The organism is Streptomyces sp. NPDC056296 (assembly GCF_042268605.1).
GTDB lineage: Bacteria > Actinomycetota > Actinomycetes > Streptomycetales > Streptomycetaceae > Streptomyces.
Map to the genome: position 1 here is coordinate 56,268 of NZ_JBHJRX010000018.1, position 22,145 is coordinate 78,412.

At 71.9% G+C, this 22,145-nt stretch carries 21 protein-coding genes and 1 riboswitch; of the genes, 11 read left to right on the forward strand and 10 right to left on the reverse strand.

Translation table 11 applies throughout. The features are described from left to right. Nucleotides 1-26 precede the first annotated feature (26 nt). The 5 genes from ACFCZF_RS15680 to ACFCZF_RS15700 all read left to right on the forward strand — a co-directional run bounded on the left by ACFCZF_RS15680 (nucleotide 27) and on the right by ACFCZF_RS15700 (nucleotide 4,751). A complete protein-coding gene (locus ACFCZF_RS15680; protein ID WP_376672108.1) occupies nucleotides 27-1,028 on the forward strand; it encodes a MurR/RpiR family transcriptional regulator in 1,002 nt (333 codons plus the stop codon). Between the two features lie 104 nt (nucleotides 1,029-1,132). Continuing rightward, entirely contained in the window at nucleotides 1,133-2,068 is a 936-nt protein-coding gene (gene murQ / locus ACFCZF_RS15685; protein ID WP_376672109.1) for an N-acetylmuramic acid 6-phosphate etherase, read from the forward strand. A 15-nt stretch (nucleotides 2,069-2,083) separates the two neighbouring features. Continuing rightward, nucleotides 2,084-3,586 carry a PTS transporter subunit EIIC gene (locus tag ACFCZF_RS15690; protein ID WP_376672110.1) on the forward strand — a complete coding sequence of 501 codons (1,503 nt, stop codon included), beginning with the start codon at nucleotides 2,084-2,086 and terminating at the stop codon, nucleotides 3,584-3,586. Beyond that, nucleotides 3,534-4,103: a hypothetical protein gene (locus tag ACFCZF_RS15695; protein WP_375917588.1), complete on the forward strand. Its 570-nt coding sequence runs from the start codon at nucleotides 3,534-3,536 to the stop codon at nucleotides 4,101-4,103. The genes ACFCZF_RS15690 and ACFCZF_RS15695 overlap by 53 nt, the downstream gene beginning before the upstream one ends. 69 nt (nucleotides 4,104-4,172) lie before the next feature. Further along, nucleotides 4,173-4,751, forward strand: coding sequence for a TetR/AcrR family transcriptional regulator (locus ACFCZF_RS15700; RefSeq protein ID WP_375917585.1), 579 nt, complete (start codon nucleotides 4,173-4,175; stop codon nucleotides 4,749-4,751). Between the two features lie 3 nt (nucleotides 4,752-4,754). Here the strand turns inward: ACFCZF_RS15700 and ACFCZF_RS15705 are convergent, their stop codons facing one another. Further along, a complete protein-coding gene (locus tag ACFCZF_RS15705) occupies nucleotides 4,755-5,144 on the reverse strand; it encodes a hypothetical protein (protein WP_376672111.1) in 390 nt (129 codons plus the stop codon). A 118-nt stretch (nucleotides 5,145-5,262) separates the two neighbouring features. Between ACFCZF_RS15705 and ACFCZF_RS15710 the strand changes: the two genes are divergently transcribed. Both ACFCZF_RS15710 and ACFCZF_RS15715 read left to right on the forward strand, forming a co-directional pair. Then, the gene (locus ACFCZF_RS15710) at nucleotides 5,263-6,102 is read left to right on the forward strand and encodes a Scr1 family TA system antitoxin-like transcriptional regulator (RefSeq protein WP_376672112.1); all 840 of its coding nucleotides are present in this window, start codon (nucleotides 5,263-5,265) and stop codon (nucleotides 6,100-6,102) included. Next, nucleotides 6,086-6,295: a DUF397 domain-containing protein gene (locus tag ACFCZF_RS15715; protein ID WP_376672113.1), complete on the forward strand. Its 210-nt coding sequence runs from the start codon at nucleotides 6,086-6,088 to the stop codon at nucleotides 6,293-6,295. The genes ACFCZF_RS15710 and ACFCZF_RS15715 overlap by 17 nt, the downstream gene beginning before the upstream one ends. An 861-nt stretch (nucleotides 6,296-7,156) precedes the next feature. On the opposite strand, the gene ACFCZF_RS15720 is transcribed toward ACFCZF_RS15715, so the two are convergent. The 6 genes from ACFCZF_RS15720 to thrC all read right to left on the reverse strand — a co-directional run bounded on the left by ACFCZF_RS15720 (nucleotide 7,157) and on the right by thrC (nucleotide 14,271). Next, nucleotides 7,157-8,683 carry a carboxylesterase/lipase family protein gene (locus ACFCZF_RS15720; protein ID WP_376672114.1) on the reverse strand — a complete coding sequence of 509 codons (1,527 nt, stop codon included), beginning with the start codon at nucleotides 8,681-8,683 and terminating at the stop codon, nucleotides 7,157-7,159. A gap of 97 nt (nucleotides 8,684-8,780) precedes the next feature. Next, nucleotides 8,781-9,911, reverse strand: coding sequence for an NADH:flavin oxidoreductase (locus tag ACFCZF_RS15725; RefSeq protein ID WP_376672115.1), 1,131 nt, complete (start codon nucleotides 9,909-9,911; stop codon nucleotides 8,781-8,783). A gap of 249 nt (nucleotides 9,912-10,160) precedes the next feature. Continuing rightward, nucleotides 10,161-11,786, reverse strand: coding sequence for a chaperonin GroEL (groL, locus tag ACFCZF_RS15730; RefSeq protein WP_375917568.1), 1,626 nt, complete (start codon nucleotides 11,784-11,786; stop codon nucleotides 10,161-10,163). Between the two features lie 292 nt (nucleotides 11,787-12,078). After that, nucleotides 12,079-12,282 (reverse strand): cold-shock protein, encoded by a 204-nt coding sequence (locus tag ACFCZF_RS15735; RefSeq protein WP_004929928.1) that lies wholly within the window; start codon nucleotides 12,280-12,282, stop codon nucleotides 12,079-12,081. Nucleotides 12,283-12,688: 406 nt separating this feature from the next. Further along, nucleotides 12,689-12,964 (reverse strand): MoaD/ThiS family protein, encoded by a 276-nt coding sequence (locus ACFCZF_RS15740; RefSeq protein ID WP_375912951.1) that lies wholly within the window; start codon nucleotides 12,962-12,964, stop codon nucleotides 12,689-12,691. Continuing rightward, nucleotides 12,961-14,271 (reverse strand): threonine synthase, encoded by a 1,311-nt coding sequence (gene thrC / locus ACFCZF_RS15745; RefSeq protein ID WP_376672116.1) that lies wholly within the window; start codon nucleotides 14,269-14,271, stop codon nucleotides 12,961-12,963. Before thrC ends, ACFCZF_RS15740 begins: the two co-directional genes overlap by 4 nt. Nucleotides 14,272-14,289: 18 nt before the next feature. Then, nucleotides 14,290-14,437, reverse strand: a riboswitch (SAM riboswitch). 134 nt (nucleotides 14,438-14,571) lie between these two features. Between thrC and ACFCZF_RS15750 the strand changes: the two genes are divergently transcribed. Next, on the forward strand, nucleotides 14,572-15,516 hold the full coding sequence (locus ACFCZF_RS15750) for a glucosyl-3-phosphoglycerate synthase (RefSeq protein ID WP_376672117.1): 945 nt from the start codon (nucleotides 14,572-14,574) through the stop codon (nucleotides 15,514-15,516). A gap of 51 nt (nucleotides 15,517-15,567) precedes the next feature. Continuing rightward, a complete protein-coding gene (locus tag ACFCZF_RS15755) occupies nucleotides 15,568-16,971 on the forward strand; it encodes a trehalose-6-phosphate synthase (protein WP_376672118.1) in 1,404 nt (467 codons plus the stop codon). Nucleotides 16,972-17,120: 149 nt separating this feature from the next. Here ACFCZF_RS15755 and otsB read toward each other — a convergent pair whose 3' ends face one another. The 3 genes from otsB to ACFCZF_RS15770 all read right to left on the reverse strand — a co-directional run bounded on the left by otsB (nucleotide 17,121) and on the right by ACFCZF_RS15770 (nucleotide 19,735). Next, on the reverse strand, nucleotides 17,121-17,990 hold the full coding sequence (otsB, locus tag ACFCZF_RS15760) for a trehalose-phosphatase (RefSeq protein WP_376672119.1): 870 nt from the start codon (nucleotides 17,988-17,990) through the stop codon (nucleotides 17,121-17,123). A gap of 265 nt (nucleotides 17,991-18,255) precedes the next feature. Then, complete coding sequence (locus ACFCZF_RS15765) at nucleotides 18,256-18,480, reverse strand: DUF3263 domain-containing protein (protein WP_375912966.1); 225 nt, start codon at nucleotides 18,478-18,480, stop codon at nucleotides 18,256-18,258. Between the two features lie 37 nt (nucleotides 18,481-18,517). Then, nucleotides 18,518-19,735 (reverse strand): extracellular solute-binding protein, encoded by a 1,218-nt coding sequence (locus ACFCZF_RS15770; protein WP_376672150.1) that lies wholly within the window; start codon nucleotides 19,733-19,735, stop codon nucleotides 18,518-18,520. A 185-nt stretch (nucleotides 19,736-19,920) separates the two neighbouring features. On the opposite strand from ACFCZF_RS15770, the gene ACFCZF_RS15775 reads away from it, so the two are divergent. Continuing rightward, nucleotides 19,921-20,928 (forward strand): ROK family protein, encoded by a 1,008-nt coding sequence (locus ACFCZF_RS15775; RefSeq protein ID WP_376672151.1) that lies wholly within the window; start codon nucleotides 19,921-19,923, stop codon nucleotides 20,926-20,928. Then, nucleotides 20,928-22,073, forward strand: a complete 1,146-nt coding sequence (gene nagA, locus ACFCZF_RS15780) for an N-acetylglucosamine-6-phosphate deacetylase (protein WP_376672120.1) — start codon at nucleotides 20,928-20,930, stop codon at nucleotides 22,071-22,073. Before ACFCZF_RS15775 ends, nagA begins: the two co-directional genes overlap by 1 nt. Nucleotides 22,074-22,145 lie beyond the last annotated feature (72 nt).

Consider the following 22,145-nt stretch of genomic DNA (forward strand, 5'->3'; position numbering starts at 1 on the left):
GACCGAAACGAAAATATCTTTCACGAGTGACCGATGAAGTGAAGGAAACTTTCGGCAGCGCGGTCGGCGGCAGCGGTGCGACCGGTGCGACCGGTGGAATCGGTGCGACCGGTGGCCGCCGGGGCGCCGGAAGCGGCGGCGCGCCGCCCGCGCCCGCCGCCCTCGCGGCCAAGGTCCGCACGCTGGCGCCGTCGATGACCCGTTCCATGCAGCGGGTCGCCGAGGCCGTCGCGGGCGACCCCGCCGGCTGCGCGGCCCTCACGGTCACCGGCCTCGCCGAGCTGACCGGCACCAGCGAGGCCACCGTCGTACGCACCGCCCGGCTGCTCGGCTACCCCGGCTACCGCGACCTGCGCCTCGCGCTCGCCGGGCTCGCCGCCCAGCAGCAGTCCGGCCGCGCGCCCGCCATCACGACCGACATCGCGGTCGACGACCCGATCGCCGACGTCGTCGCCAAGCTCGCCTACGACGAGCAGCAGACCCTCGCCGACACCGCCGCCGCCCTGGACACCGTCCAGCTCGGCGCGGCCGTCGCCGCACTCGCCGCGGCCCGGCGCACCGACGTGTACGGCATCGGCGCGTCCGGCCTCGTCGCGCAGGACCTCACCCAGAAGCTCCTGCGCATAGGGCTCATAGCCCACGCCCCCAGCGATCCGCACCTCGCCGTCACCAACGCGGTGCAGCTGCGCGCCGGGGACGTCGCCCTCGCCATCACGCACTCCGGGTCGACGGGGGACGTCATCGAGCCGCTGCGGGTCGCCTTCGAACGCGGCGCGACGACCGTCGCCATCACCGGCCGGCCCGACAGCCCCGTCACGCAGTACGCCGACCACGTGCTGACCACGTCCACGTCGCGGGAGAGCGAGCTGCGGCCGGCGGCGATGTCGTCGCGGACCAGTCAGCTGCTGGTGGTGGACTGTCTGTTCGTGGGGGTGGCGCAGCGGACGTACGAGGCGGCGGCGCCGGCGTTGGCGGCGTCCTACGAGGCGCTTGCCCATCGGCACGGGGCGCTCCGCGGGAGACCGTAGGGCTTGATCGTCGTGGGCGGCTGACGGGCCGAGTGTGGCTGGTCGCGCAGTTCCCCGCGCCCCTGGTTAGTACACCGACCGAAGTGGAAAAGGGCCGTATCCTCATGACCTCCACCCCCCATCACCCCGATCTCCGCTCCCAGTTGGAGACCCTCGCCACCGAGGCGTTCCGGCCCGAGCTGGCCGAGATCGATCAGCTGGCCACCCTCGACATCGCGCGGACGATGAACGGTGAGGACGCCACCGTCGCCGCCGCCGTCGCCACGCGGCTGCCCGAGATCGCCGCCGCCGTCGACGCGATCGCCGCCCGGATGGCGCGCGGCGGGCGGCTGGTCTACGCGGGCGCCGGTACGGCGGGCCGGCTCGGCGTGCTGGACGCCTCCGAGTGCCCGCCCACCTTCAACACCGCCCCCGGACAGGTCGTCGGCCTCATCGCGGGCGGCCCGGACGCCATGGTCACCTCCGTGGAGGGCGCCGAAGACTCGGCCGAGCTGGCCCGCGCCGACCTGGACGCCCTCGCTCTCACCCCCGACGACGCCGTGGTCGGCGTCTCCGCCTCCGGCCGCACGCCGTACGCCATCGGCGCCGTCGAGCACGCCCGCGCGCAGGGGGCCCTGACCGTCGGGCTGGCGTGCAACAGCGGCAGCGCCCTGGCCGCCGCCGCCGAGCACGGCATCGAGGTCGTCACCGGACCCGAGCTGATCACCGGCTCCACCCGCCTGAAGGCCGGTACGGCGCAGAAGCTGGTCCTGAACATGCTGTCGACGATCACGATGATCCGCCTCGGCAAGACGTACGGGAACCTGATGGTGGACGTCCGCGCCTCCAACGAGAAGCTGCGCGCCCGCTCGCGCCGCATCGTCGCGCTCGCCACCGGTGCCGCCGACGACGAGATCGAGCGGGCGCTGACCGCCACCGACGGCGAGGTCAAGCACGCGATCCTGACCCTGCTGGCCGATGTGGACGGCCCGACGGCCGCCCGCCTTCTGGAGGACTCCGGCGGCCACCTGCGCGCCGCGCTGGCGGCGACGAAGGGCTGACCGCACGCTCGGGGGGTGCACAAGGACACCCCCCACTCCACTGCCGCCGCGCTGCTCCCCCTGGTCGGCGGCGCCGCGAACGTCACCTCCGTCGCCCACTGCATGACCCGCCTGCGCCTGGGCCTGGCCGACCGCTCCCGGGTGGACGACGAGGCGCTGCGGTCGCTGCCCGGGGTGCTCGGGGTGGTGGAGGACGGCGAGTCGTACCAGGTGGTGCTGGGTCCGGGGGTGGTCGGCCGGGTGACGGAGGCGTTCGAGGCACTGCTGGCGGCGGACGGCGGCGGGGCGGCGGCACATGCCCCGGCGGGCGGCGAGTCCCCCGGCACCGCGGACGCCCTCGCCCTGCGCGGCGCCGAGCTGAAGGCACGGCAGAAGCAGCGCAACGCGACCCCGCTCAAGACGGCCCTGCGCCGCGTCGCGAACATCTTCGTCCCGCTCATCCCCGCCCTGATCGGCTGCGGAATCGTCGCGGGCATCGCGGGCCTGCTGACGAACCTCGGATGGCTCCCTGGCATCACGCCCGCCCTGGCCGCCCTCTCCTCCGCCTTCATGGCGCTGATCGCGGTGTTCGTCGGCCACAACACGGCGAAGGAGTTCGGGGGCACGCCCGTGCTGGGCGGCGCGGTCGCCGCCGTCGTCGTCTACCCCGGCGTGGCGAAGGTGACCGCGTTCGGCGTCGCGCTCGCCCCCGGCCAGGGCGGCGTCCTCGGCGCACTGGCCGCCGCGCTGCTCGGCACGTACGTCGAGAAGTGGTGCCGCGCCCGCCTCCCCGGCACCCTGGACGTCCTGCTCACCCCGACCCTGACCGTCCTGGTCTCCGGCCTGGTCACCCTCAACGTCCTCATGTACGCGGCCGGCGAGGTCGCCACCGCCATCGGCACGGCGGCGAACTGGCTCCTGACGACGACGGGCGCCCTGGCCGGTCTGATCCTCGGCGGCCTCTTCCTCCCCCTGGTGATGCTGGGCCTCCACCAGGCCCTCATCCCCATCCACACCACCCTCATCGAGCAGCAGGGCCACACCGTCCTGCTCCCCATCCTGGCCATGGCGGGCGCCGGCCAGGTCGGCGCGGCAGCGGCGGTCTACGTCCGCCTGCGCCACGACACCGCCCTCCGTACGACGATCAGATCGGCGCTCCCGGCCGGCCTGCTCGGCGTCGGCGAACCCCTGATCTACGGCGTCTCCCTCCCCCTCGGCCGCCCCTTCCTCACCGCCTGCGTCGGCGGGGCGGCGGGCGGCGCCTTCGTCGGTCTGTTCGCGATGCTCGGCACCGGCGTGGGGGCGACGGCGATCGGCCCGTCGGGCTGGGCACTGTTCCCGCTCCTCGCGGGCGGCGGAGGCTGGGCGGCGACGGCGGGGGTGTACGGCGGCGGGCTGCTCACCGGCTACGTGGTCGGCTTCGCGGCGACGTACTTCTTCGGCTTGGGCGACGGCGCCGACCGTGCCGTGTGCGACTCTGGGGAGCATGAACCACGCCCAGCTGACCGCCCTGGGCCGCGCCCTGCGTCTCCTCGGTGAGCACGGCGAGGCCCTGACCGCCGACACGCCGGACGCCAAGCTGCACGAGGTCCGCGCGGACCTCAAACGCGCGATGGACCAGCTGGAGGAGAGCGTCTCCACGACGGCCCCCAGCACCCGCTGCCCGGAACACCCGAACGGCCCGGTCGACAAGGCCGCCCCCGACCTGTGCCTGCTGTGCGAGACCCGCCGCCGCACCGCCCGCCGCAGCGAGTACAACGGCGGCCCGCTCCCCGCCCGGCACACCGAGCCGGTCCAGTCCCGGTACGGGATGCGGGGCGACCGTCCGCAGCCCCAGCAGCGCTGGCTGCCCGAGCTGTGGAACGGCCAGGCGTGGCAGCTGTGCGGCACCCCGCGCCGCGACCGCCGCGAGGCCGAGCTGTACATCGCGGCCCAACTGCGCGCGCCCCGCGCCGCCATGGCGTACCGGCTCGTCCACGAGTTCACGGACTACGAGGTACTGCGGGTGTGGGGGACACCGGTACGGGTGGACATCGAGCCGATGGGCGGCATCTGAGTCCGGCCTTCGCGTAGTACTATGCCCGCAGTGGTTCAGTTGTAGTACTACGCCTGGAGTGTTTTCCCCATGGTGAGACGGAACGACGAACGTCGCGCCGCCCTCGTGGACGCCGCGATCGAGGTACTGGCCGAACAGGGCGCCCGGGGCCTGACCTTCCGCGCGGTGGACACGAAGGCCGCCGTCCCGGGCGGCACCGCGTCCAACTACTTCGCCAACCGCGACGACCTGCTCACCCAGGCCGGCGCCCGCGTCTACGAGCGGCTCCACCCCGACGAGGCCACCATCGCCCGCCAGCGGACAGCCGGCCGCGACCGGGACACCTACGTCGCCCTGATGCGCGAACTGGTCGACCGCATCGCCTCGTTCCGCACCGGCTACCTCGCGCTGCTGGAACTCCGCCTGGAGGCCACCCGCCGCCCCGAGCTGCGCGCTGTCCTGACCGAACGCATCCGCGCCGACGTCGCCGCCAACGTCTCCTACCACGAGGCGTCCGGCCTCCCCGGCGACGCGATGGCCGTCAAGCTGCTCTACCTCGCCCTGAACTGGCTGATCGTCGAACAGCTCACCCTGCCGGACGTCTTCACCCCGGCCGAGCGCGACGAGCTGGTGGCGGCGGCGGTCGAACGCATCGTGGCACCGGACTAGCCACTAGCCCCGCACACTCTCGCGGTTGGTCTCGCGCAGCCGGGCCCGCATCACCTCCTCCGGCTGCGCATCCACCACCGCCTCCTTCGGACAGTCCCACTCCCGGCCCCCGCCGACCGGACGCAACCGCACACTGCCGCCGACATGCCCCACCACCTCCCCCACGCGCCCGTCCCGCACGTCCACGGCATGCGTACCGACCGCCGGCCGCTCACCCCGCACCACCGACGCCAGCCGCTCGGCGACCCGGACGTTGCAACGCCCCAGGTCGACCAACGCGAACGGCTCCTCGCTCGCGCCGGTCACCGGATCGACGCACAGGGACGGCAGTACGACTCCGGCACCCACGAGGGCCTGCCGCAAGGACTCGACGACTTCTTCGGTCGACCGCACGTTCTCCCACCTCCACGCTGAGTTCGTGATTCACGACACAGCGTGTCCGTTCCGCCTCTAACCTGGCCATACAGGGCGCCCCAACAACCCTCGTTGTACGACCGGGAGTTCCGTTGCCATGCCTGGACCGAAAGACCTCGACCCTTCGTCGTCCCCCCGCGCCCTCCTGGGCGCCGAGCTACGGCACGCCCGCGAGAAGGCCGGGCTGAGCCAGGAGGAGCTGGGCGGACGGCTGTTCGTCAGCGGCTCGTTCATCGGGCAGTTGGAGTCCGGTACGCGCAGGATGCAGCCGGAGTACGCGCGGTTGCTGGACGAGGCGCTGGGGACGGAGGACTTCTTCCAGCGCAACTGCACGGCTTCGGCGAAGTCGAAGTATCCCGAGCATTTCGCTGAGGCCGCGGAGGCGGAGGCGACTGCTACGGAGATCAGGGAGTACGCGCCCCTTCTCATCCCCGGCCTGCTGCAAACTCCCGCGTACACGCGGGCGGTGTGTCGCGCGTACCAGCCCACGGCGCCGAACGCGGTGATCGAGGAGCTGGTGGCAGCGCGGATGGATCGGACGCGTCTCCTTGACGATCCAACAGAGCCTCTGTTGTGGGTGGTACTGGACGAAGCCGCGCTGCGGCGGATCACCGGCGGGCGCGCGGTGATGGCCGAGGCCCTCGACCACATCGTCGGCCTGGTACGCCGAAACCGGATCATCGTGCAGGTGCTGCCGTTCGACGCGGGAGCGCATGCTTCGCTGGAGGGCGCCATCAAGCTGATGGACTTCGAGGACGCGCCGCCGCTGGTGTACTTCGAGGGCGTCGGCACCGGACGGCTGGAGGACGAACCCGCTGTCGTGCGCTACCAGCGGCACACATACAGCCTCCTCTCGGCCTGCTCGCTGTCCCCGAAGAACTCCCTGGCTCTAGTCGAGGCGATGGCGCAGGATTACGCCCATGAGGAACAACCCTGAGCTCCATCTGGACTGGCACAGGTCCAGCTACAGCGGGGGAAGTGGGGGCAATTGTCTGGAAGCAGCCATGAACAACCCCACCATCGTCCCCGTCCGCGACAGCAAGAACCCCCACGGCCCGAAACTCCTGTTCCGAGCCGACGCCTGGACTGTCTTCGTCAGCGACCTCAAGGCGTCCCCGGCCTACAAGTGACCGTGGAGCCACTCGCTTCTTGGCCAGTGTCGTGCTTCCACGACCCGAGTAAAGGGCGCTTCGCGTCGGCTGCGCCGATCGGCCTGCGGCCGACCCTTGACTCGGCTCGCTCCAGCACGAGGGAGAAGCGAGCGAGCGGTCCGGGGAAAGTGGTGGCCCGGGCACGCCGGTCCCCTGAGTCGGCTCCCGGCTCCCCGGCGTGACGGAGCGCGCTCGCGCCTCACCAGCACGCCGGGAGAGCTTAGCGGCTTGCGGCGGGTGGGTGGTGCGGTGGCGCACCGGCTCCGGTGGCGGCACGCCCCGCCGTCTCGGCGACTACCGGTGGGTGGGCGCGGAGGGTGGTGGAGGGCGTGGAGGGGGTGACGCGTGTACGCAGGATGAGCGGGTTGCGTGTGGGCGATGGGTGGGACAAACGCTCCAATCAGCCCCGCGAGCACCGCCTCACGCCGCGCCGCCCCTGGCCTGGCCAGGCCAGGCCAGGCCAGGCCAGGGGGCCCTCCCAAAAAGCGAGGACACTTCGGGCCGAAGTGTCCTCGCTTTTCGAGAACACCCCCGCCCCCACCTACTCACCGCAAGCCGCTGAGACGGCCCGGCGTGCATGCGAGGTGCGAGCGCGCCCCACAGCCCCGGGTCGTCACGCAGCCGACGTAAGGGACCGGCGTACCCGGGCCACCGCTTTCCCCGGGCCGCCCGCACGCTTCTCACCCGTGGTGGAGCGAGCCGGGTCAAGGGTCGGCCGCAGGCCGATCGGCGCAGCCGACGCGCAGCGCCCTTGACGCGGGTCGCGGAGGCACGACACTGGCCAAGAAGCGGGCGGCCCCCACGGTCACTTGGAAACCGGGGGGGCCGTGAGGCCGGCTCTCACTCCCCCGGCTTCAGCAGAGGCAGCGCCGCGAACTCGTGGCCCTCCCACAGCCGCCTCGACGCCTCCTCCGGGTACGGCGCCACGGCCGGCTCCGCGTCCAGGACCTGGACCAGGCGCCGTTCCGTGTCGTACGCGGGCCAGCCGGGGTCGCCGGTGCGCGCGAACGCGGTCCACGAGGACCGGAAACGGGACGACAGGGCGAGCGCCTCCGGGGACGGCTCCGTGCCGGAGAACAGCAGCAGTCCCAGGTCGGCCTGGAAGGTGCCGAACAGGAGGGGGACGTCCAGGGCGTGGCAGGCGCCGAGGACACCGTCGTTGGCCGGGGCTTGCCAGGTCAGCTCGTAGACGAACGCCCGGCCCCCGCCCGCGAGGTGCGCCTCGGCCAGGTGCAGGGACGGCATGGCGAACAGCCAGTCGGTCTGGACGCGTTCGTACAGGTCGTTCGCGGAAGCATCGGGGTAGGCGGCGCGGTAGGCCGCCTCGCCGCCCGGCGCGTACAGCCGCAGCGCCTTGCTCGCGCGTTCGTCGGTGATCTGGCCGAGCTTGCCCGCCATGGCGGTGAACAGGCGGTTCTCGTCGCGGTTGTGGCCGACGACCAGGTCGACGTCCCGGGACGCGCCGGACGCCAGCGCCTGCCACGGCGTGACCGGCAGGACGTCGCCGTCGACGACCGGCGAGTACGGGGTGACCGTCGGCGCGGCCTGCCCCCAGCGGTCCACGTACTGGGGCATCCGGGGCGCGAGGGTCTGGCCCGCCTTGACCAGTTCGGCCGGGTCCACGGCCGCCAGGTCGGCGACGGTCGGGCGCAGCCCCAGCTCGGCGGCGAGGACGGTGCCGACGTCCCGGGCGAGTTCGTCGGAGAAGAAGGTGCCCGGGACGCTCTGGGCGATGGCGCGGTGGAAGAGTCCGGCCGCGCGGGGCATGGCGAGCAGGGAGGCGACGGAACCGGCGCCCGCCGACTCACCGAAGATTGTGACCAGGTCCGGGTCACCGCCGAACGCCGTGATGTTGTCCCGCACCCACTCCAGCGCGGCCACCTGGTCGAGCAGGCCCCGGTTGGCGGGGGCGCCCTCGATGTGGGCGAAGCCCTCCATGCCGACGCGGTAGTTGAAGGTGACGACGACGAGGTCTCCGTCGGCGGCGATGCGGCGGGCGTCGTAGCCGGGGCTGCCGGAGTGGCCGAACTTGTAGGCGCCGCCGTAGATCCACACCATCACCGGGCGGCGGGCGGCCGGGTCGGGTTCGGGGGTCCAGATGTTGACCGTCAGCCAGTCGTCGCCCTCGGGGTGGGCGGCGGGCGGGCCCGCGACCCCCGCGTCCTGCGGAGACGGCGGGCCGAAGGCGTACGCCTCACGTATGCCGGACCAGGGGCGGGCGGGACGCGGGGCGGTGAAGCGGGCCTCGCCCACGGGTGGTTCGGCGAACGGGATGCCGCGGAAGACGGTCAGGCCGTCCTCCGCCCGCCCGCGCACCGAACCGGCGGCGGTGCGCACCACGGGGTCAGGGACCTCGGGATTCGTCATGGATCACTCCCTCACTGGACGCCGCGGAACGTACGTACGGCAGTAGTTGGTGATCCCACGGACTTTACGCCGCGGTGCGCGACCGGACCGGGCAGGGTCAGCTCAGGGACTTCAGCGAGGCCGCGTCGTACGGGGCGAGCGCGTCGAAGTTCCCGGCGAGGACCTTCTCGGCCCACCGCGGGTCCTGGAGCAGCGCGCGGCCGACGGCGACGACGTCGAACTCGTCGCGCTCCATACGGTCGAGGAGGTTGTCGAGGCTGCCGATCGGGGCGCCCTCGCCCTGGAAGGCCTTGGTGAAGTCGCCGTCCAGGCCGACCGAGCCGACGGTGATGGCGGTCTTGCCGGTGAGCTTCTTGGTCCAGCCGGCGAGGTTGAGGTCGGAGTCGTCGAACTCGGGACGCCAGTAGCGGCGGGTGGAGGCGTGGAAGGCGTCGACACCGGCCGAGGCGAGCGGGGCGAGGATCGCTTCCAGCTCCTCGGGGGTCTCGGCGAGGCGGGCGCCGTACGCCTCCTGCTTCCACTGCGAGTAGCGGAAGATCACGGGGAACTCGGGCGAGACGGCGTCGCGCACGGCGGCCACGATCTCGGCGGCGAAGCGGGTGCGGGAGACCGGGTCGCCGCCGTAGGCGTCGGTGCGGCGGTTGGTGCCCGCCCACAGGAACTGGTCGAGGAGGTAGCCGTGGGCGCCGTGCAGTTCCACGCCGTCGAAGCCGATGCGCTCGGCGTCGGCCGCGGCCTCGGCGAAAGCGCCGATGACGTCGTCCAGGTCGCGCTGGGTCATCGCCCTGCCGGTGACCTCGTCCTCGCCGATGCGCAGGCCGGAGGGGCCGACGGCGGGGGCGTCGGGGAAGGGCTGGTCGCCCTGCTTGCGGACCATGCCGATGTGCCACAGCTGCGGCACGATCGTGCCGCCCGCCGCGTGCACCGCCTCCGCGACCTTCGCCCAGCCGGCCAGCTGCTCCTCGCCGTGGAAGCGCGGGACGGTGTCGCTCTGCCCGGCCGAGTCGTGGCCGACGTACGTGCCCTCGGTGACGATCAGGCCGACACCGGCGGCGGCGCGGCGTGAGTAGTACGAGACCACGTCGTCGCCGGGGACGCCGCCCGGGGAGAACATCCGGGTCATCGGCGCCATCGCGATGCGGTTGGGCACGGTCAGTCCGTTGATGGTGGCCGGGCGGGCGAGGATCTGGGCTGCGCGCGAGGCGGCGTGGGGGGCGGTGACGGTCACGTGGGGGCTCCTGGGGGTACCGGGTGGTATGTGCGCCTGCATTGATCGTGCCTCCACGACAACGGGCGCACCCCTCGTGGCCATTCCGCCCGCGGCTCCCGGTCCGGCGTGATCCACGGCACATCGCGGGCGAGCGGATGAGCGGATGAGCGGATGGAGACGGCTCCGGGAAACGCCCGAGGGCGGCACCCCCTGCCGGAACAGGGGGTGCCGCCCTCGGTGTGAAGGACGGTGATCGACCGGGGTCGATCAGAAGTCCATGTCACCGCCCGGCATGCCGCCCGGAGCGCCGCCAGCGGCGGCCTTCTCCGGCTTGTCGGCGATGACGGCCTCGGTGGTGAGGAACAGCGCGGCGATGGAGGCGGCGTTCTGCAGGGCAGAGCGGGTCACCTTCGCCGGGTCGATGATGCCTTCGGCGATCATGTCGACGTACTCACCGGACGCGGCGTTGAGGCCGTGGCCGACGGTCAGGTTGCGGACCTTCTCCACGACGACGCCGCCCTCGAGACCACCGTTGACGGCGATCTGCTTCAGCGGGGCCTCCAGGGCGAGCTTCACGGCGTTGGCGCCGGTCGCCTCGTCACCCGAGAGCTCCAGCTTCTCGAAGACCTGGGAGGCCTGGAGCAGGGCCACGCCGCCACCGGCGACGATGCCCTCCTCGACGGCCGCCTTCGCGTTGCGAACGGCGTCCTCGATGCGGTGCTTGCGCTCCTTGAGCTCGACCTCGGTGGCGGCACCGGCCTTGATGACGGCCACGCCGCCGGCCAGCTTCGCCAGGCGCTCCTGGAGCTTCTCGCGGTCGTAGTCCGAGTCGCTGTTCTCGATCTCGGCGCGGATCTGGTTGACCCGGCCCTGGACCTGGTCGGCCGAGCCGGCGCCGTCCACGATCGTGGTCTCGTCCTTGGTGATGACGACCTTGCGCGCGCTGCCCAGGAGGTCGAGCGTGGCGTTCTCGAGCTTGAGGCCGACCTCCTCGGAGATGACCTCACCACCCGTGAGGATGCCGATGTCCTGGAGCATCGCCTTGCGGCGGTCGCCGAAGCCCGGGGCCTTGACGGCGACGGACTTGAAGGTGCCGCGGATCTTGTTGACGACCAGGGTCGACAGGGCCTCGCCCTCGACGTCCTCGGCGATGATCAGCAGCGGCTTGCCCGACTGCATGACCTTCTCCAGGAGCGGCAGCAGGTCCTTGACGTTGCCGATCTTGGAGTTGGCGATCAGGATGTACGGGTCGTCGAGCGACGCCTCCATACGCTCCATGTCGGTGGCGAAGTACGCCGAGATGTAGCCCTTGTCGAAGCGCATACCCTCGGTGAGCTCCAGCTCCAGACCGAAGGTCTGGGACTCCTCGACGGTGATGACGCCTTCCTTGCCGACCTTGTCCATGGCCTCGGCGATGAGCTCGCCGATCTGGGTGTCGGCGGCGGAGATGGAGGCCGTGGAGGCGATCTGCTCCTTGGTCTCGACGTCCTTCGCCTGCTCGAGGAGGGCGGCGGAGACGGCCTCGACGGCCTTCTCGATACCGCGCTTCAGGGCCATCGGGTTGGCACCGGCGGCGACGTTGCGCAGGCCTTCCTTGACCAGGGCCTGGGCGAGAACGGTCGCGGTGGTCGTACCGTCACCGGCGACGTCGTCCGTCTTCTTGGCGACTTCCTTGACCAGCTCGGCGCCGATCTTCTCGTACGGGTCCTCGAGCTCGATCTCCTTGGCGATGGAGACACCATCGTTGGTGATCGTGGGGGCGCCCCACTTCTTCTCGAGGACGACGTTGCGGCCCTTGGGGCCGAGCGTCACCTTGACGGCGTCCGCGAGCTGGTTCATGCCGCGCTCGAGGCCGCGCCGTGCCTCCTCGTCGAACGCGATGATCTTGGCCATGTGAAGTGGTCCCTCCAGGACTGGGGGTGATTCCTTCGGACCGCGCCCGCGCCCGCGACGGACGGCTCGCCGGCCTGGCGGTTCCTTCCCCACCCGGCCCGCGGACCTCACCGACTCGGTCCTTCGTTGTCACTCTCACCTTCAGAGTGCTAACGCAATGATTAGCACTCGCCCCTGCCGAGTGCAAGCGCCTCTCGGGGATCGGTGCGGGTTCCGGGCAGACCGAAGGGCCCGCACCCCATGGGGTGCGGGCCCTTCGGAGAAGACCGCTGACTTGCCGTGGTCGCGCGTCTCAGGCGCTGAGGCGAACCATGTCGGCCTGCGGGCCCTTCTGACCCTGCGAGATCTCGAACTCGACCCGCTGGCCTTCTTCGAGGGTGCGGTAGCCGTCCATCTGAATCGCGCTGTAGTGGACGAAAACATCCGCACCACCGTCGACCGCGATGAAGCCGTACCCCTTCTCCGCGTTGAACCACTTGACGGTGCCCTGAGCCATGCCTAACTCCCCTATTACTGGCCCTTGCACAGATCCGCACTTCGCGGACCCGGGTCAGACCTCACCCCCCACGACTGGGGGCGTGCGCCGGAACGCGTCGACCGCGGCTGAATGTACTTGTCCAACTGCCCTCTGCAACAGGTCAGTCGGACGAGAAATCTGGACGCGCTCGGTCCGGAATGTGGCGAGAATTCGCCTGAATTCGGGTCAAGTTGGGTTCCACAAAGGGAACAAAAGCCGCGAAATACGCCCACATTTTGGCTATTTCTTGTCGGGCGGGCGGCAGGAAGTCGAAGTTCCCGATCTCTCGATCGGGAGCGCGTTCCCCAACTCTACCGCGCTCAATCACATGGAATTGCCCCCTCCGTTTCTCTTACGGAGAGGGCAATTCGTACTACGACGCGTATCAGCCGCCGGCGACCGCCGGGATGATGGAGACGCCGACGCCGTCCGGGGTCGCGGTCTGAAGGCCCTGCTCGAAGCGGACGTCGTCGTCGTTGACGTAGACGTTGACGAAGCGACGCAGCTTGCCCTGGTCGTCCAGGACACGGGCGGCGATACCGGTGTGGTTCTTCTCCAGGTCGGCGATGACCTCACCGAGGTTCGCGCCGTCGGCGGCGACCTCGGCCTTGCCGCCGGTGTAGGTGCGCAGGATGGTCGGGATGCGAACGGTCACGCTCATGCGAGGCCAGCCTCTCGGAAGGAGTCCAGGTTCGGGCGGATGGTGGCGGTGAGGCCGGTGCCGGCCACCGCGTCGAGGGTCTTCAGACCGTCGCCGGTGTTGAGGACGACGGTGGTGAGAGACGGGTCCAGGACGCCGTCCTCGATCAGCTTCTTCGTGACGCCGACCGTCACGCCGCCCGCCGTCTCCGCGAAGATGCCCTCCGTGCGGGCCAGCAGCTTGATCGCGTCCACGACCTGCTCGTCGTTCACGTCCTCCACGGCGCCACCGGTGCGGCGCGCGATGTCGAGGACGTAGGGGCCGTCGGCCGGGTTGCCGATCGCCAGGGACTTGGCGATGGTGTCCGGCTTCTGGGGGCGTACGACGTCCTGGCCGGCCTTGTACGCGGTGGACACCGGCGAGCAGCCCTCGGCCTGGGCGCCGAAGATCTTGTACGGCTTGTCCTCGACCAGACCGAGCTTGATCAGCTCCTGCAGACCCTTGTCGATCTTCGTGAGCTGGGAGCCGGAGGCGATCGGCACGACGAGCTGGTCGGGCAGCCGCCAGCCGAGCTGCTCGCAGATCTCGTACGCGAGGGTCTTGGAGCCCTCCGCGTAGTACGGCCGCAGGTTGACGTTGACGAAGCCCCAGCCCTCGCCGGCCGGGTCGCCGATCAGCTCGGAGCAGAAGCGGTTCACGTCGTCGTAGTTGCCCTGGATACCGACCAGCTCACCGCCGTACACGGCGGCCATGACGACCTTGCCCTGCTCCAGGTCGTGCGGGATGAACACGCAGGAGCGGAAGCCGGCGCGGGCGGCGGCGGCGCCGACGGCGCCCGCGAGGTTGCCGGTGGAGGAGCAGGAGAGGGTGGTGAAGCCGAAGGCGCGGGCGGCCTCGATGGCCTGTGCGACGACGCGGTCCTTGAAGGAGTGCGTCGGGTTGCCGGAGTCGTCCTTGACGTACAGACCGCCGGTGATGCCCAGCTCGCGGGCCAGGTTGTCGGCCTTGACCAGCTTGGTCCAGCCCGGGTTGATGTTCGGCTTGTCGGCCACGTCGGCGGGGACGGGCAGCAGCGGGGCGTAACGCCAGATGTTCGCGGGGCCCGCTTCGATCCGCTTGCGGAGTTCCTCGGTGTCGTACGCCGAGAAGTCGTAGGCGATCTCCAGCGGGCCGAAACACTCCTCGCAGGCGAAGACCGGGCCGAGGGGCACGCGGTGACCGCACTCGCGGCAGGTGAGCGCCGCGGCGGGACCCAGGTCGACCGGGGAGGCGGCGGAGGGGGTGGAAGCGGTGGTGTCGGTGGTGCTTTCGACAGTCTTCACAGCCATGTGAGGCGAGGCCCTTTCTCCTCATCTTCCTCACGACGCATCTCGCCGTGAGACGGATTTGGCACCTTCCCTAGCCGGGAGCCTCGCCACGTCCGCGTGACAAGAACCGACTGGAGGGTTGCCGGGGCTTCAACGGGCCGTATCCCTCTGCCCCTCTGGATGAGCGGTCTTCAGTTGTTGTTCGCGCGGCGACCCCGGCATGCGATGGTCACCCGCGTTGTTCAAGACTGTAACCGACGGCCATGGCTGTCGAGATAGTCGTCCGAACCGCGAGATGGATCACAGAAGGAGCCGGAGACCGTGCTGGAAGAAGTCGAGCGCTGGCTGAGCGCACGCTCCTGGTCCGTGGCGGACCGGCCGATCCAGCAGCTCATGGCCGCCAAGCACGCCACCGGGCAGTCGGTCAGCGTGGTGCTCCCCGCCCTCGACGAGGAGGCGACCGTCGGCGGCATCGTCTCGGTGATCCGGCGGGAGCTGATGGAGCGGGTGCCGCTCGTGGACGAGCTGGTGGTCGTGGACTCCGGGTCCAGGGACGGTACGTCGGCGGTGGCCGCGGCGGCGGGCGCCCGGGTCGTGCACCGCGACGCGATCCTCCCCCGCGTCCCGGCCGTGCCGGGCAAGGGCGAGGTGCTGTGGCGCTCGCTGCTGGTGACCGGCGGCGACATCGTCTGCTTCGTCGACGCGGACCTGCGCGAGTTCTCGGCCGACTTCGTCTCCGGGATCGTCGGCCCGCTGCTCACCGAGCCGGACGTGCACCTCGTGAAGGCCATGTACGACCGGCCCCTCGGCGCCGCTCCCGGCCAGGGCGGCCGGGTCACGGAACTCATGGCCCGTCCGCTGCTCAACATGCACTGGCCGCGGCTGGCCGGCTTCGTCCAGCCGCTCGGCGGCGAGTACGCGGCCCGCCGCTCCCTCCTCGAACAGCTCCCTTTCCCCGTCGGCTACGGAGTCGAACTGGGCATGCTGGTCGACGCCCTGCACCTGGTGGGCCTGGACGCCCTCGCACAGGTCGACGTCGGCGTCCGCAGGCACCGGCACCAGGACGGCCAGGCACTGGGCCGGATGTCCGCCGCGATCTACCGCACCGCCCAGCTCCGGCTGGCCCGCGGCCACCTGGTCCGGCCGTCCCTCACCCAGTTCGAGCGGGGCACCGACGGCTTCGAGCCACGCACGTACTCCGTGGACACCGAGGAACGGCCCCCCATGACGGAGATCGCGGAGTACGCGGCCCGGAAGGTGGCGTGAACACCGGAAACGTACGTTTGAGCGTTTCGCGGCCGGGCTAGGTTGAGGCGTATGGCTTCAAGCTTCGGTGCTGCTCAGGTACTGGTCGCCTCCAACCGGGGGCCCGTCTCGTACGAGGTGCGGGAGGACGGTTCGCTGCACGCCAAACGCGGCGGTGGCGGACTGGTCTCCGGACTGTCGGCCATCGGGCCGGACGCGGGGGCGCTGTGGGTGTGCTCCGCGCTCGGCGACGGCGACCGCGAGGCGGTACGGCGCGGGGCCGGCGAGGACGGCGTACGGATGCTGGACGTACCGGCCGACGTGCACGCGGACGCGTACAACGGCATCGCCAACTCCGTGCTCTGGTTCGTGCACCACATGCTCTACCAGACGCCGCTGGAGCCGGTCTTCGACGCGGAGTTCCGGCGGCAGTGGGCCTCCTACGAGGCGTACAACCGGGCCTTCGCCGAGGCGCTGGCCGAGGAGGCGGCCGAGGGCGCGGTCGCGATCGTGCAGGACTACCACCTGACGCTGGTGCCGGGGATGCTGCGGGAGCTGCGGCCGGACCTCAGGATCGGGCACTTCTCGCACACGCCGTGGGCGCCGGTCGACTACTTCAGGCTGCTGCCGGACGACATCGCGGAGCAGGTGCTGCGGGGGATGCTGGGCGCCGACCGGCTCGGGTTCCTCACCCGCCGGTGGGCCGACGCGTTCACCGCGTGCTGCGACGCCGTGGTGGGCGGTGTCGCTGGCACCGAGATCGGCGTGCACGGGCTCGGGGCGGACGCGGAGTTCCTGCGGCAGCGGTCGCACGAGGCCGACGTGGACGAGCGGATGGCGGCGCTGCGGGCCGAGATCGGGGCGGCCCCTGACGGGAGCGCGCGCCGGACGATCGTGCGGGTGGACCGGACCGAGCTGTCGAAGAACATCGTGCGGGGGCTGCTGGCGTACCGGGAGTTGCTGGCCGGGCGGCCCGAGTGGCGCGAGCGGGTCGTGCACGTCGCCTTCGCCTACCCCTCGCGGCAGGACCTCGCCGTGTACCGGGACTACACGGCCGAGGTGCGGCGGGTGGCCGAGTCGATCAACGACGAGTTCGGGACGGCCGGGTGGACGCCGGTCGTGCTGCATGTGAAGGACGACTTCGCGCGGTCGCTGGCGGCGTACCGGCTGGCGGACGTGGCGCTGGTCAACCCCGTCCGGGACGGGATGAACCTCGTCGCCAAGGAGGTGCCGGTCGTCTCCGACGAGGGGTGCGTGCTGGTGCTGTCCCGGGAGGCTGGGGCGTACGAGGAGCTGGGCGAGGACGCGGTGGTGGTGAATCCGTACGACGTGTCGGGGACGGCGGAGGCGTTGCACGAGGCGTTGTCGGTCGGTGCCGGGGAGCGGGCGGAGCGGGCGAAGAGGTTGGCGGCGGCGGGGACGGCGTTGCCTCCGGCGCGGTGGTTTCTTGAGCAGTTGAGGGCGTTGCGGGGCTGAAGGGGGCGTTGCGGGGCCGAGGGGGCGTTGCGCTGCCCGGCGTGGCCGGGTGCCGCCTGCGCCCACCCGTGCCGCCCTAGGCGGCACGAATGCCCGCAGGCTGCGGCGGGGGGCGGGCGGCTGCTCGCAGGCTGCGGGGGCGTGGGCGGCTATGTGAGGCGCGTTGCCAAGGCTCGCAGGAGGTGCACCACGCCCTGCGGGCCGTCGACCACCACGTCCGCTCGTTTTCTCAGGTCCGGGACCTCGTCGCTGCCGCTGCAGACCAGGAGGCCGGGGGTGGCCTCCGTGCGGAGGGTGTCGACGGCCGTGAAGGCGGGGAGGTCGCCGAGGTCGTCGCCGGCGTAGAGGACGGCCCTCGCGTCCAGCTCGCGGACGTACTCCCGCAGGGCGGCGCCCTTGTCCATGCCGGGTGGGCGCAGTTCCAGGACCATGCGGCCCGGTTCGACGATCAGGCCGTGGCGGGCGGCGAGGTCGGTGAGGGGGGCGCGCAGGACGTCGAAGGCGGCCTGGGGGTCGGGGGCGCGGCGGGTGTGGACGGCGACCGCGTGGCCCTTCTCCTCGATCCACGTGCCCTGCCCCGCCCCGGAGCGCTCCAGCAGTCCTGGCAGCTCGGCGCGGACGGCGGCGACGCCGGGGTGCGGTTCGGGGGTGGTGAGGGTGCCGGTGGCGGCGTCCCAGCGCTCGGCGCCGTAGTGGCCGAGGACGACGAGGTGGTCCAGGCCGGGGACGTCGGCGAAGCCGCCGTGGCGGACCGCGACCTCGGCCGGGCGGCCGGTGATCACCGCGACGGAGGCGACCTTCGGGGCGAGGGCCGCGAGCGCCGGTACGGCGTCCGGGTGGGCGCGGGCCTGATCGGGGTCGGCGACGATCGGGGCGAGCGTGCCGTCGAAGTCGAGGGCGATCACCGCGCGGCCGGGATCGGCGAGGAGGGCGTCGAGCCCTTCGCGTCCGGCCGCCGTCGCGGGGGTCGGCAGGTGGCCCGGGGAGTCGTCACGGGTGGAGTCCTGGTGGCTGCCCATACCGCGAACCTATCCCGCCGGCGCGGGGGACACGCATCGCTCGGGCGCCTCGCGACGGACACCGGCCGGCCCGGCGGACGCGCCGACCCGCCCGGCGGACGCCGACCCGCCCGGCAGACGCCGACCCGCCCGGCGGACGCCGACCCGCCCGGCGGACGCCGACCGACTTCGCGGGACGCCGACGGCCCGCGACCGCCGCGGCCCATGACCGTCCGGGGCCGCCGAGAGCCGCCCCGGGGTTCTTCACCCGTCCCCGCCGGCGGCGTCACCGCTCCGAGCGGCGCGACTCCCGTACGCGGCGCAGGCGGTTGACCGTCACCGGGTCGGCCGCCAGGGCGCGGGGGTCGTCCAGGAGGGCGTTGAGGAGTTGGTAGTAGCGGACGGGGGCCAGGCCCAGCTCCTCGCGGATCGCGCGCTCCTTCGCGCCGGGGCCGGGGAAGCCGCGGCGTTCCAGCGCGAGGATGTCGCGCTCCCTCTGTCCCAGGTCCATGGACGGCACCGTAACGCCCGCCACCGACAGCGGGCCGCTACTCCGCGCTGCCCGCCCGCATCGCCGTCGCCTGGATCTGGCCGAGTACCTCTTCGGGGCTGCCGCCGGAGGCCACCGCCTGGCCGATGTGCTTCTTGACGTCCGCGCTGACCGAGGCCCAGGAGGTCTTGCCGACCGGGTAGAGCTCGGAGAGCAGCAGTTCGTCCAGGAAGGGCTTGAGGTTCTTGTCCTCCGCGGCCGTGCTCATGACCTGGGACGCGGACGTGGTCACCGGCAGCAGGTCGTACCGGCGGGAGAAGTCGAGGACGTTCTCGTCGCTGTAGACGAAGTCGAGGAAGTCGCCGATCTCCTCCTGGTGGCCGTTCTTCTTGAAGGCCGTCATCCAGTCGGTGACACCGAGCGTGTTCCCGCTCTCGCCGTCGATGCCGGGGGTGGTCACCATGCCGTACTTCACCCCCTTGTCGGAGGCCATCTTCATCAGCGAGGGGTGCCCGTTGAGCATGCCGACGTCGCCGTTCGCGAAGGCGGCGAAGGCGTCGGCCCGGTCGAGCTTGCCGGGGGCGACCGGGCCGGTGAGGCCCTTGCCGACCAGTTCGTCCCGGAGCCAGGTGAAGGTGGTGACGTTCTGCGGCGAGTCGACGGCGTAGGTGCCGACGTCGTCGGTGTAGCCGCCCCCGCCGCTGAGCATCCACTGCATCGTCTCGGCCTGTGCCTCCTCGGCGCCCAGCGGCAGCGCGTACGGGTACTTCACGCCCTCCGCGTCCAGCGCCTCGGCGGCCTCGGCCAGCTCGTCCCAGCTCTTGGGCGGCGTGATGCCGGCCTCGCTGAAGAGGGTCTTGTTGTAGAAGAGCACGCGGGTGGAGGCCGCGAAGGGCAGACCGTACTGCACGCCGTTGACCTGGCCCGCGCGGGCGAGCTGGGAGACGAAGTCGGCCTGGACCGGGATGGAGAGTACGTCGTCGGCGCTGTAGAGCAGGTCCTTGTCCGCGTAGTCGGAGTAGGCGCCGATCTGCGCCATGTCGGGCGCCTCGCCGGCCTCGACCATCTCGCGGACCTCGCGGTCGACGTCGCTCCAGGAGTGGACGGTGACGTCCACGTGCACGTCGGGGTGCTCGGCCTCGTAGGCCTTGGCCAGCTCGTCCCAGTAGTTCTGGGAGCCGTTGGCCTTGCTGTCGCCGTAGTCGGCGGCGACCAGTTTCAGCGTCACCTCGCCGGAGTCTCCGGTGAGCCCGCAGCCGCCGAGGACCGCTGTCATGCCCAGTGCGGACACCACCGCGATCGTTCCTGTCCTACGCCGCTGCACCCGAATCCCCAACCCTGCGCTTGTCCGCTTAACGGATTAAGGTCTACACCACGGCAGTGGACTAGACCTCTCCCGGGTCAACGGGCCACACTGTCCCCGTGAGACATGTCATCGCCCTCGATGTGGGCGGCACCGGGATGAAGGCCGCCCTGGCGGGGCCTGGGGGCGAGCTGCTGCACCAGGCCCGCCGGGCCACCGGTCGCGACCGCGGGCCCGACGCCGTCGTCGCGGGCATCCTGGACTTCGCCGCCGAACTGCGCGCCTACGGTGCCGACCGGTTCGGCGAGCCCGCCCGCGCCGCCGGTGTGGCCGTCCCCGGCATCATCGACGAGGAGCACGGCACCGCCGTGTACGCGGCCAACCTCGGCTGGCGCGACGTACCGCTGCGGGCGCTGCTCGGCGACCGGCTCGGCGGCATTCCGGTCGCCCTCGGTCACGACGTGCGCACCGGCGGGCTCGCCGAGGGGCGGATCGGGGCCGGGCAGGGCGCCGACCGGTTCCTGTTCGTGCCGCTGGGCACCGGCATCGCGGGCGCCATCGGCATCGACGGCCGGGTGGAGTCGGGCGCCCACGGCTTCGCGGGCGAGATCGGCCACATCGTCGTACGGCCCGGCGGCACCCCGTGTCCGTGCGGGCAGCGCGGCTGCCTGGAGCGGTTCGCGTCCGCGTCGGCGGTCAGCCAGGCGTGGGCCGAGGCGTGCGGTGACCCGGGCGCGGACGCCGCCGACTGCGCCAAGGCCGTCGAGTCGGGCGACGCCCGCGCGCTCGCCGTGTGGCAGGACGCCGTGGACGCGCTCGCCGACGGGCTGGTCACCGCGCTCACTCTGCTGGACCCGCGCGTCCTGATCATCGGTGGCGGCCTCGCCGAGGCGGGGGAAACCTTGTTCACACCGCTGCGGGACGCCGTCCGGCGGCGCGTCACCTTCCAGAAGCATCCGGAACTGGTCCCCGCGGCGCTGGGGGACACCGCCGGCTGCCTGGGTGCCGGGCTCCTGGCCTGGGACCTGCTCGGCACCGACCGTCCCGGCACCGAACCGACCGGCGCCCACCCGCCCGGTGCCGACCCACTCGGCACCGACCCACTCGGCACCGACCCACTCGGCACCACTCCCACAACCGCGACTCCCCCGGAGGTAACCACCTGATGGCCCCAAGCAAGGTTCTCGCCGGTGCCCGGGTGGTACTGCCCACCGGCACCGTGGACGACGGCCGCGTGATCGTCGACGGCACGCGGATCGCGGACACGGCGCCCCCGCAGGCCGAAGTCATCGACGTGTCGGGCCACTGGGTGGTCCCCGGCTTCGTCGACATCCACAACCACGGCGGCGGCGGCGCCTCCTTCACCGGCGGCACCGCCGAGGACATCCTCAAGGGCGTCCACACCCACCGCCTGCACGGCACCACCACGGTGGTCGCCTCCGCCGTCACCGGCGAACTGGACTTCCTCGCCAGGCAGGCCGGGCTGCTCGCCGAGCTGGCCCAGCAGGGCGACATCGCCGGCATCCACTTCGAGGGGCCGTTCATCTCCCCGTGCCGCAAGGGCGCGCACGACGAGCAGCTGCTGCGCGACCCCGACCCGGCCGAGGTCCGCAAGCTGGTCGACGCCGCGCACGGGCACGCGAAGATGGTGACGCTGGCCACCGAGCTGCCGGGCGGCCTGGACTCCGTACGGCTGCTCGCGGAGCACGGCGTGATCGCGGCGGTCGGGCACACCGACGCGACGTACGAGCAGACGGTCCAGGCCATCGACGCGGGCGCCACGGTGGCCACGCACCTGTTCAACGCGATGCCGCCGCTCGGCCACCGCTCCCCCGGCCCGATCACGGCGCTGCTGGAGGACGAGCGGATCACCGTCGAGCTGATCAACGACGGCACCCACCTGCACCCGGCCGCGCTCCAGCTGGCCTTCCACCACGCGGGCGCCGCCCGGGTCGCCTTCATCACCGACGCGATGGACGCGGCCGGCTTCGGCGACGGCCGCTACCTGCTCGGCCCGATGGAGGTCGAGGTCGCCGACGGCGTGGCCCGGCTGGTGGAGGGCGGCTCGATCGCGGGTTCCACGCTCACCCTGGACCGCGCCTTCAAGCGGGCGGTGACGGTGGACGGGCTGCCCGTCGAGGACGTCGTCGCGGCGATCTCCGCCAACCCGGCGCGGCTGCTCGGCATGGCCGACCGGGTCGGCTCCCTGGAGCCCGGCAAGGACGCCGACCTGGTGGTGCTGGACGACGCCTTCGACGTGCGGGGCGTGATGCGCCACGGCGCCTGGGTGGTCGAGCCCCAACTGGGCTGATCCGACGGGGGGACTGGGCCGACCGCCGTCCGTTTGGCATGATCGTGTCTTCGGAAAACATCTCCGGGGCAG

Excerpts from the sequence above, each read along its gene's own strand:
- ACFCZF_RS15710 (WP_376672112.1), top strand. The coding sequence starts at position 5,263 with ATGCCTGGACCGAAAGACCTCGACCCTTCGTCGTCCCCCCGCGCCCTC.
- thrC (WP_376672116.1), bottom strand. The coding sequence starts at position 14,271 with ATGGCTGTGAAGACTGTCGAAAGCACCACCGACACCACCGCTTCCACC.
- ACFCZF_RS15735 (WP_004929928.1), bottom strand. The coding sequence starts at position 12,282 with ATGGCTCAGGGCACCGTCAAGTGGTTCAACGCGGAGAAGGGGTACGGC.
- ACFCZF_RS15720 (WP_376672114.1), bottom strand. The coding sequence starts at position 8,683 with ATGACGAATCCCGAGGTCCCTGACCCCGTGGTGCGCACCGCCGCCGGT.
- otsB (WP_376672119.1), bottom strand. The coding sequence starts at position 17,990 with ATGGGCAGCCACCAGGACTCCACCCGTGACGACTCCCCGGGCCACCTG.
- ACFCZF_RS15700 (WP_375917585.1), top strand. The coding sequence starts at position 4,173 with ATGGTGAGACGGAACGACGAACGTCGCGCCGCCCTCGTGGACGCCGCG.
- murQ (WP_376672109.1), top strand. The coding sequence starts at position 1,133 with ATGACCTCCACCCCCCATCACCCCGATCTCCGCTCCCAGTTGGAGACC.
- nagA (WP_376672120.1), top strand. The coding sequence starts at position 20,928 with ATGGCCCCAAGCAAGGTTCTCGCCGGTGCCCGGGTGGTACTGCCCACC.
- ACFCZF_RS15775 (WP_376672151.1), top strand. The coding sequence starts at position 19,921 with ATGAAGGCCGCCCTGGCGGGGCCTGGGGGCGAGCTGCTGCACCAGGCC.
- ACFCZF_RS15770 (WP_376672150.1), bottom strand. The coding sequence starts at position 19,735 with ATGACAGCGGTCCTCGGCGGCTGCGGGCTCACCGGAGACTCCGGCGAG.
- ACFCZF_RS15740 (WP_375912951.1), bottom strand. The coding sequence starts at position 12,964 with ATGAGCGTGACCGTTCGCATCCCGACCATCCTGCGCACCTACACCGGC.
- ACFCZF_RS15715 (WP_376672113.1), top strand. The coding sequence starts at position 6,086 with ATGAGGAACAACCCTGAGCTCCATCTGGACTGGCACAGGTCCAGCTAC.
- ACFCZF_RS15695 (WP_375917588.1), top strand. The coding sequence starts at position 3,534 with ATGAACCACGCCCAGCTGACCGCCCTGGGCCGCGCCCTGCGTCTCCTC.
- groL (WP_375917568.1), bottom strand. The coding sequence starts at position 11,786 with ATGGCCAAGATCATCGCGTTCGACGAGGAGGCACGGCGCGGCCTCGAG.
- ACFCZF_RS15755 (WP_376672118.1), top strand. The coding sequence starts at position 15,568 with ATGGCTTCAAGCTTCGGTGCTGCTCAGGTACTGGTCGCCTCCAACCGG.
- ACFCZF_RS15765 (WP_375912966.1), bottom strand. The coding sequence starts at position 18,480 with ATGGACCTGGGACAGAGGGAGCGCGACATCCTCGCGCTGGAACGCCGC.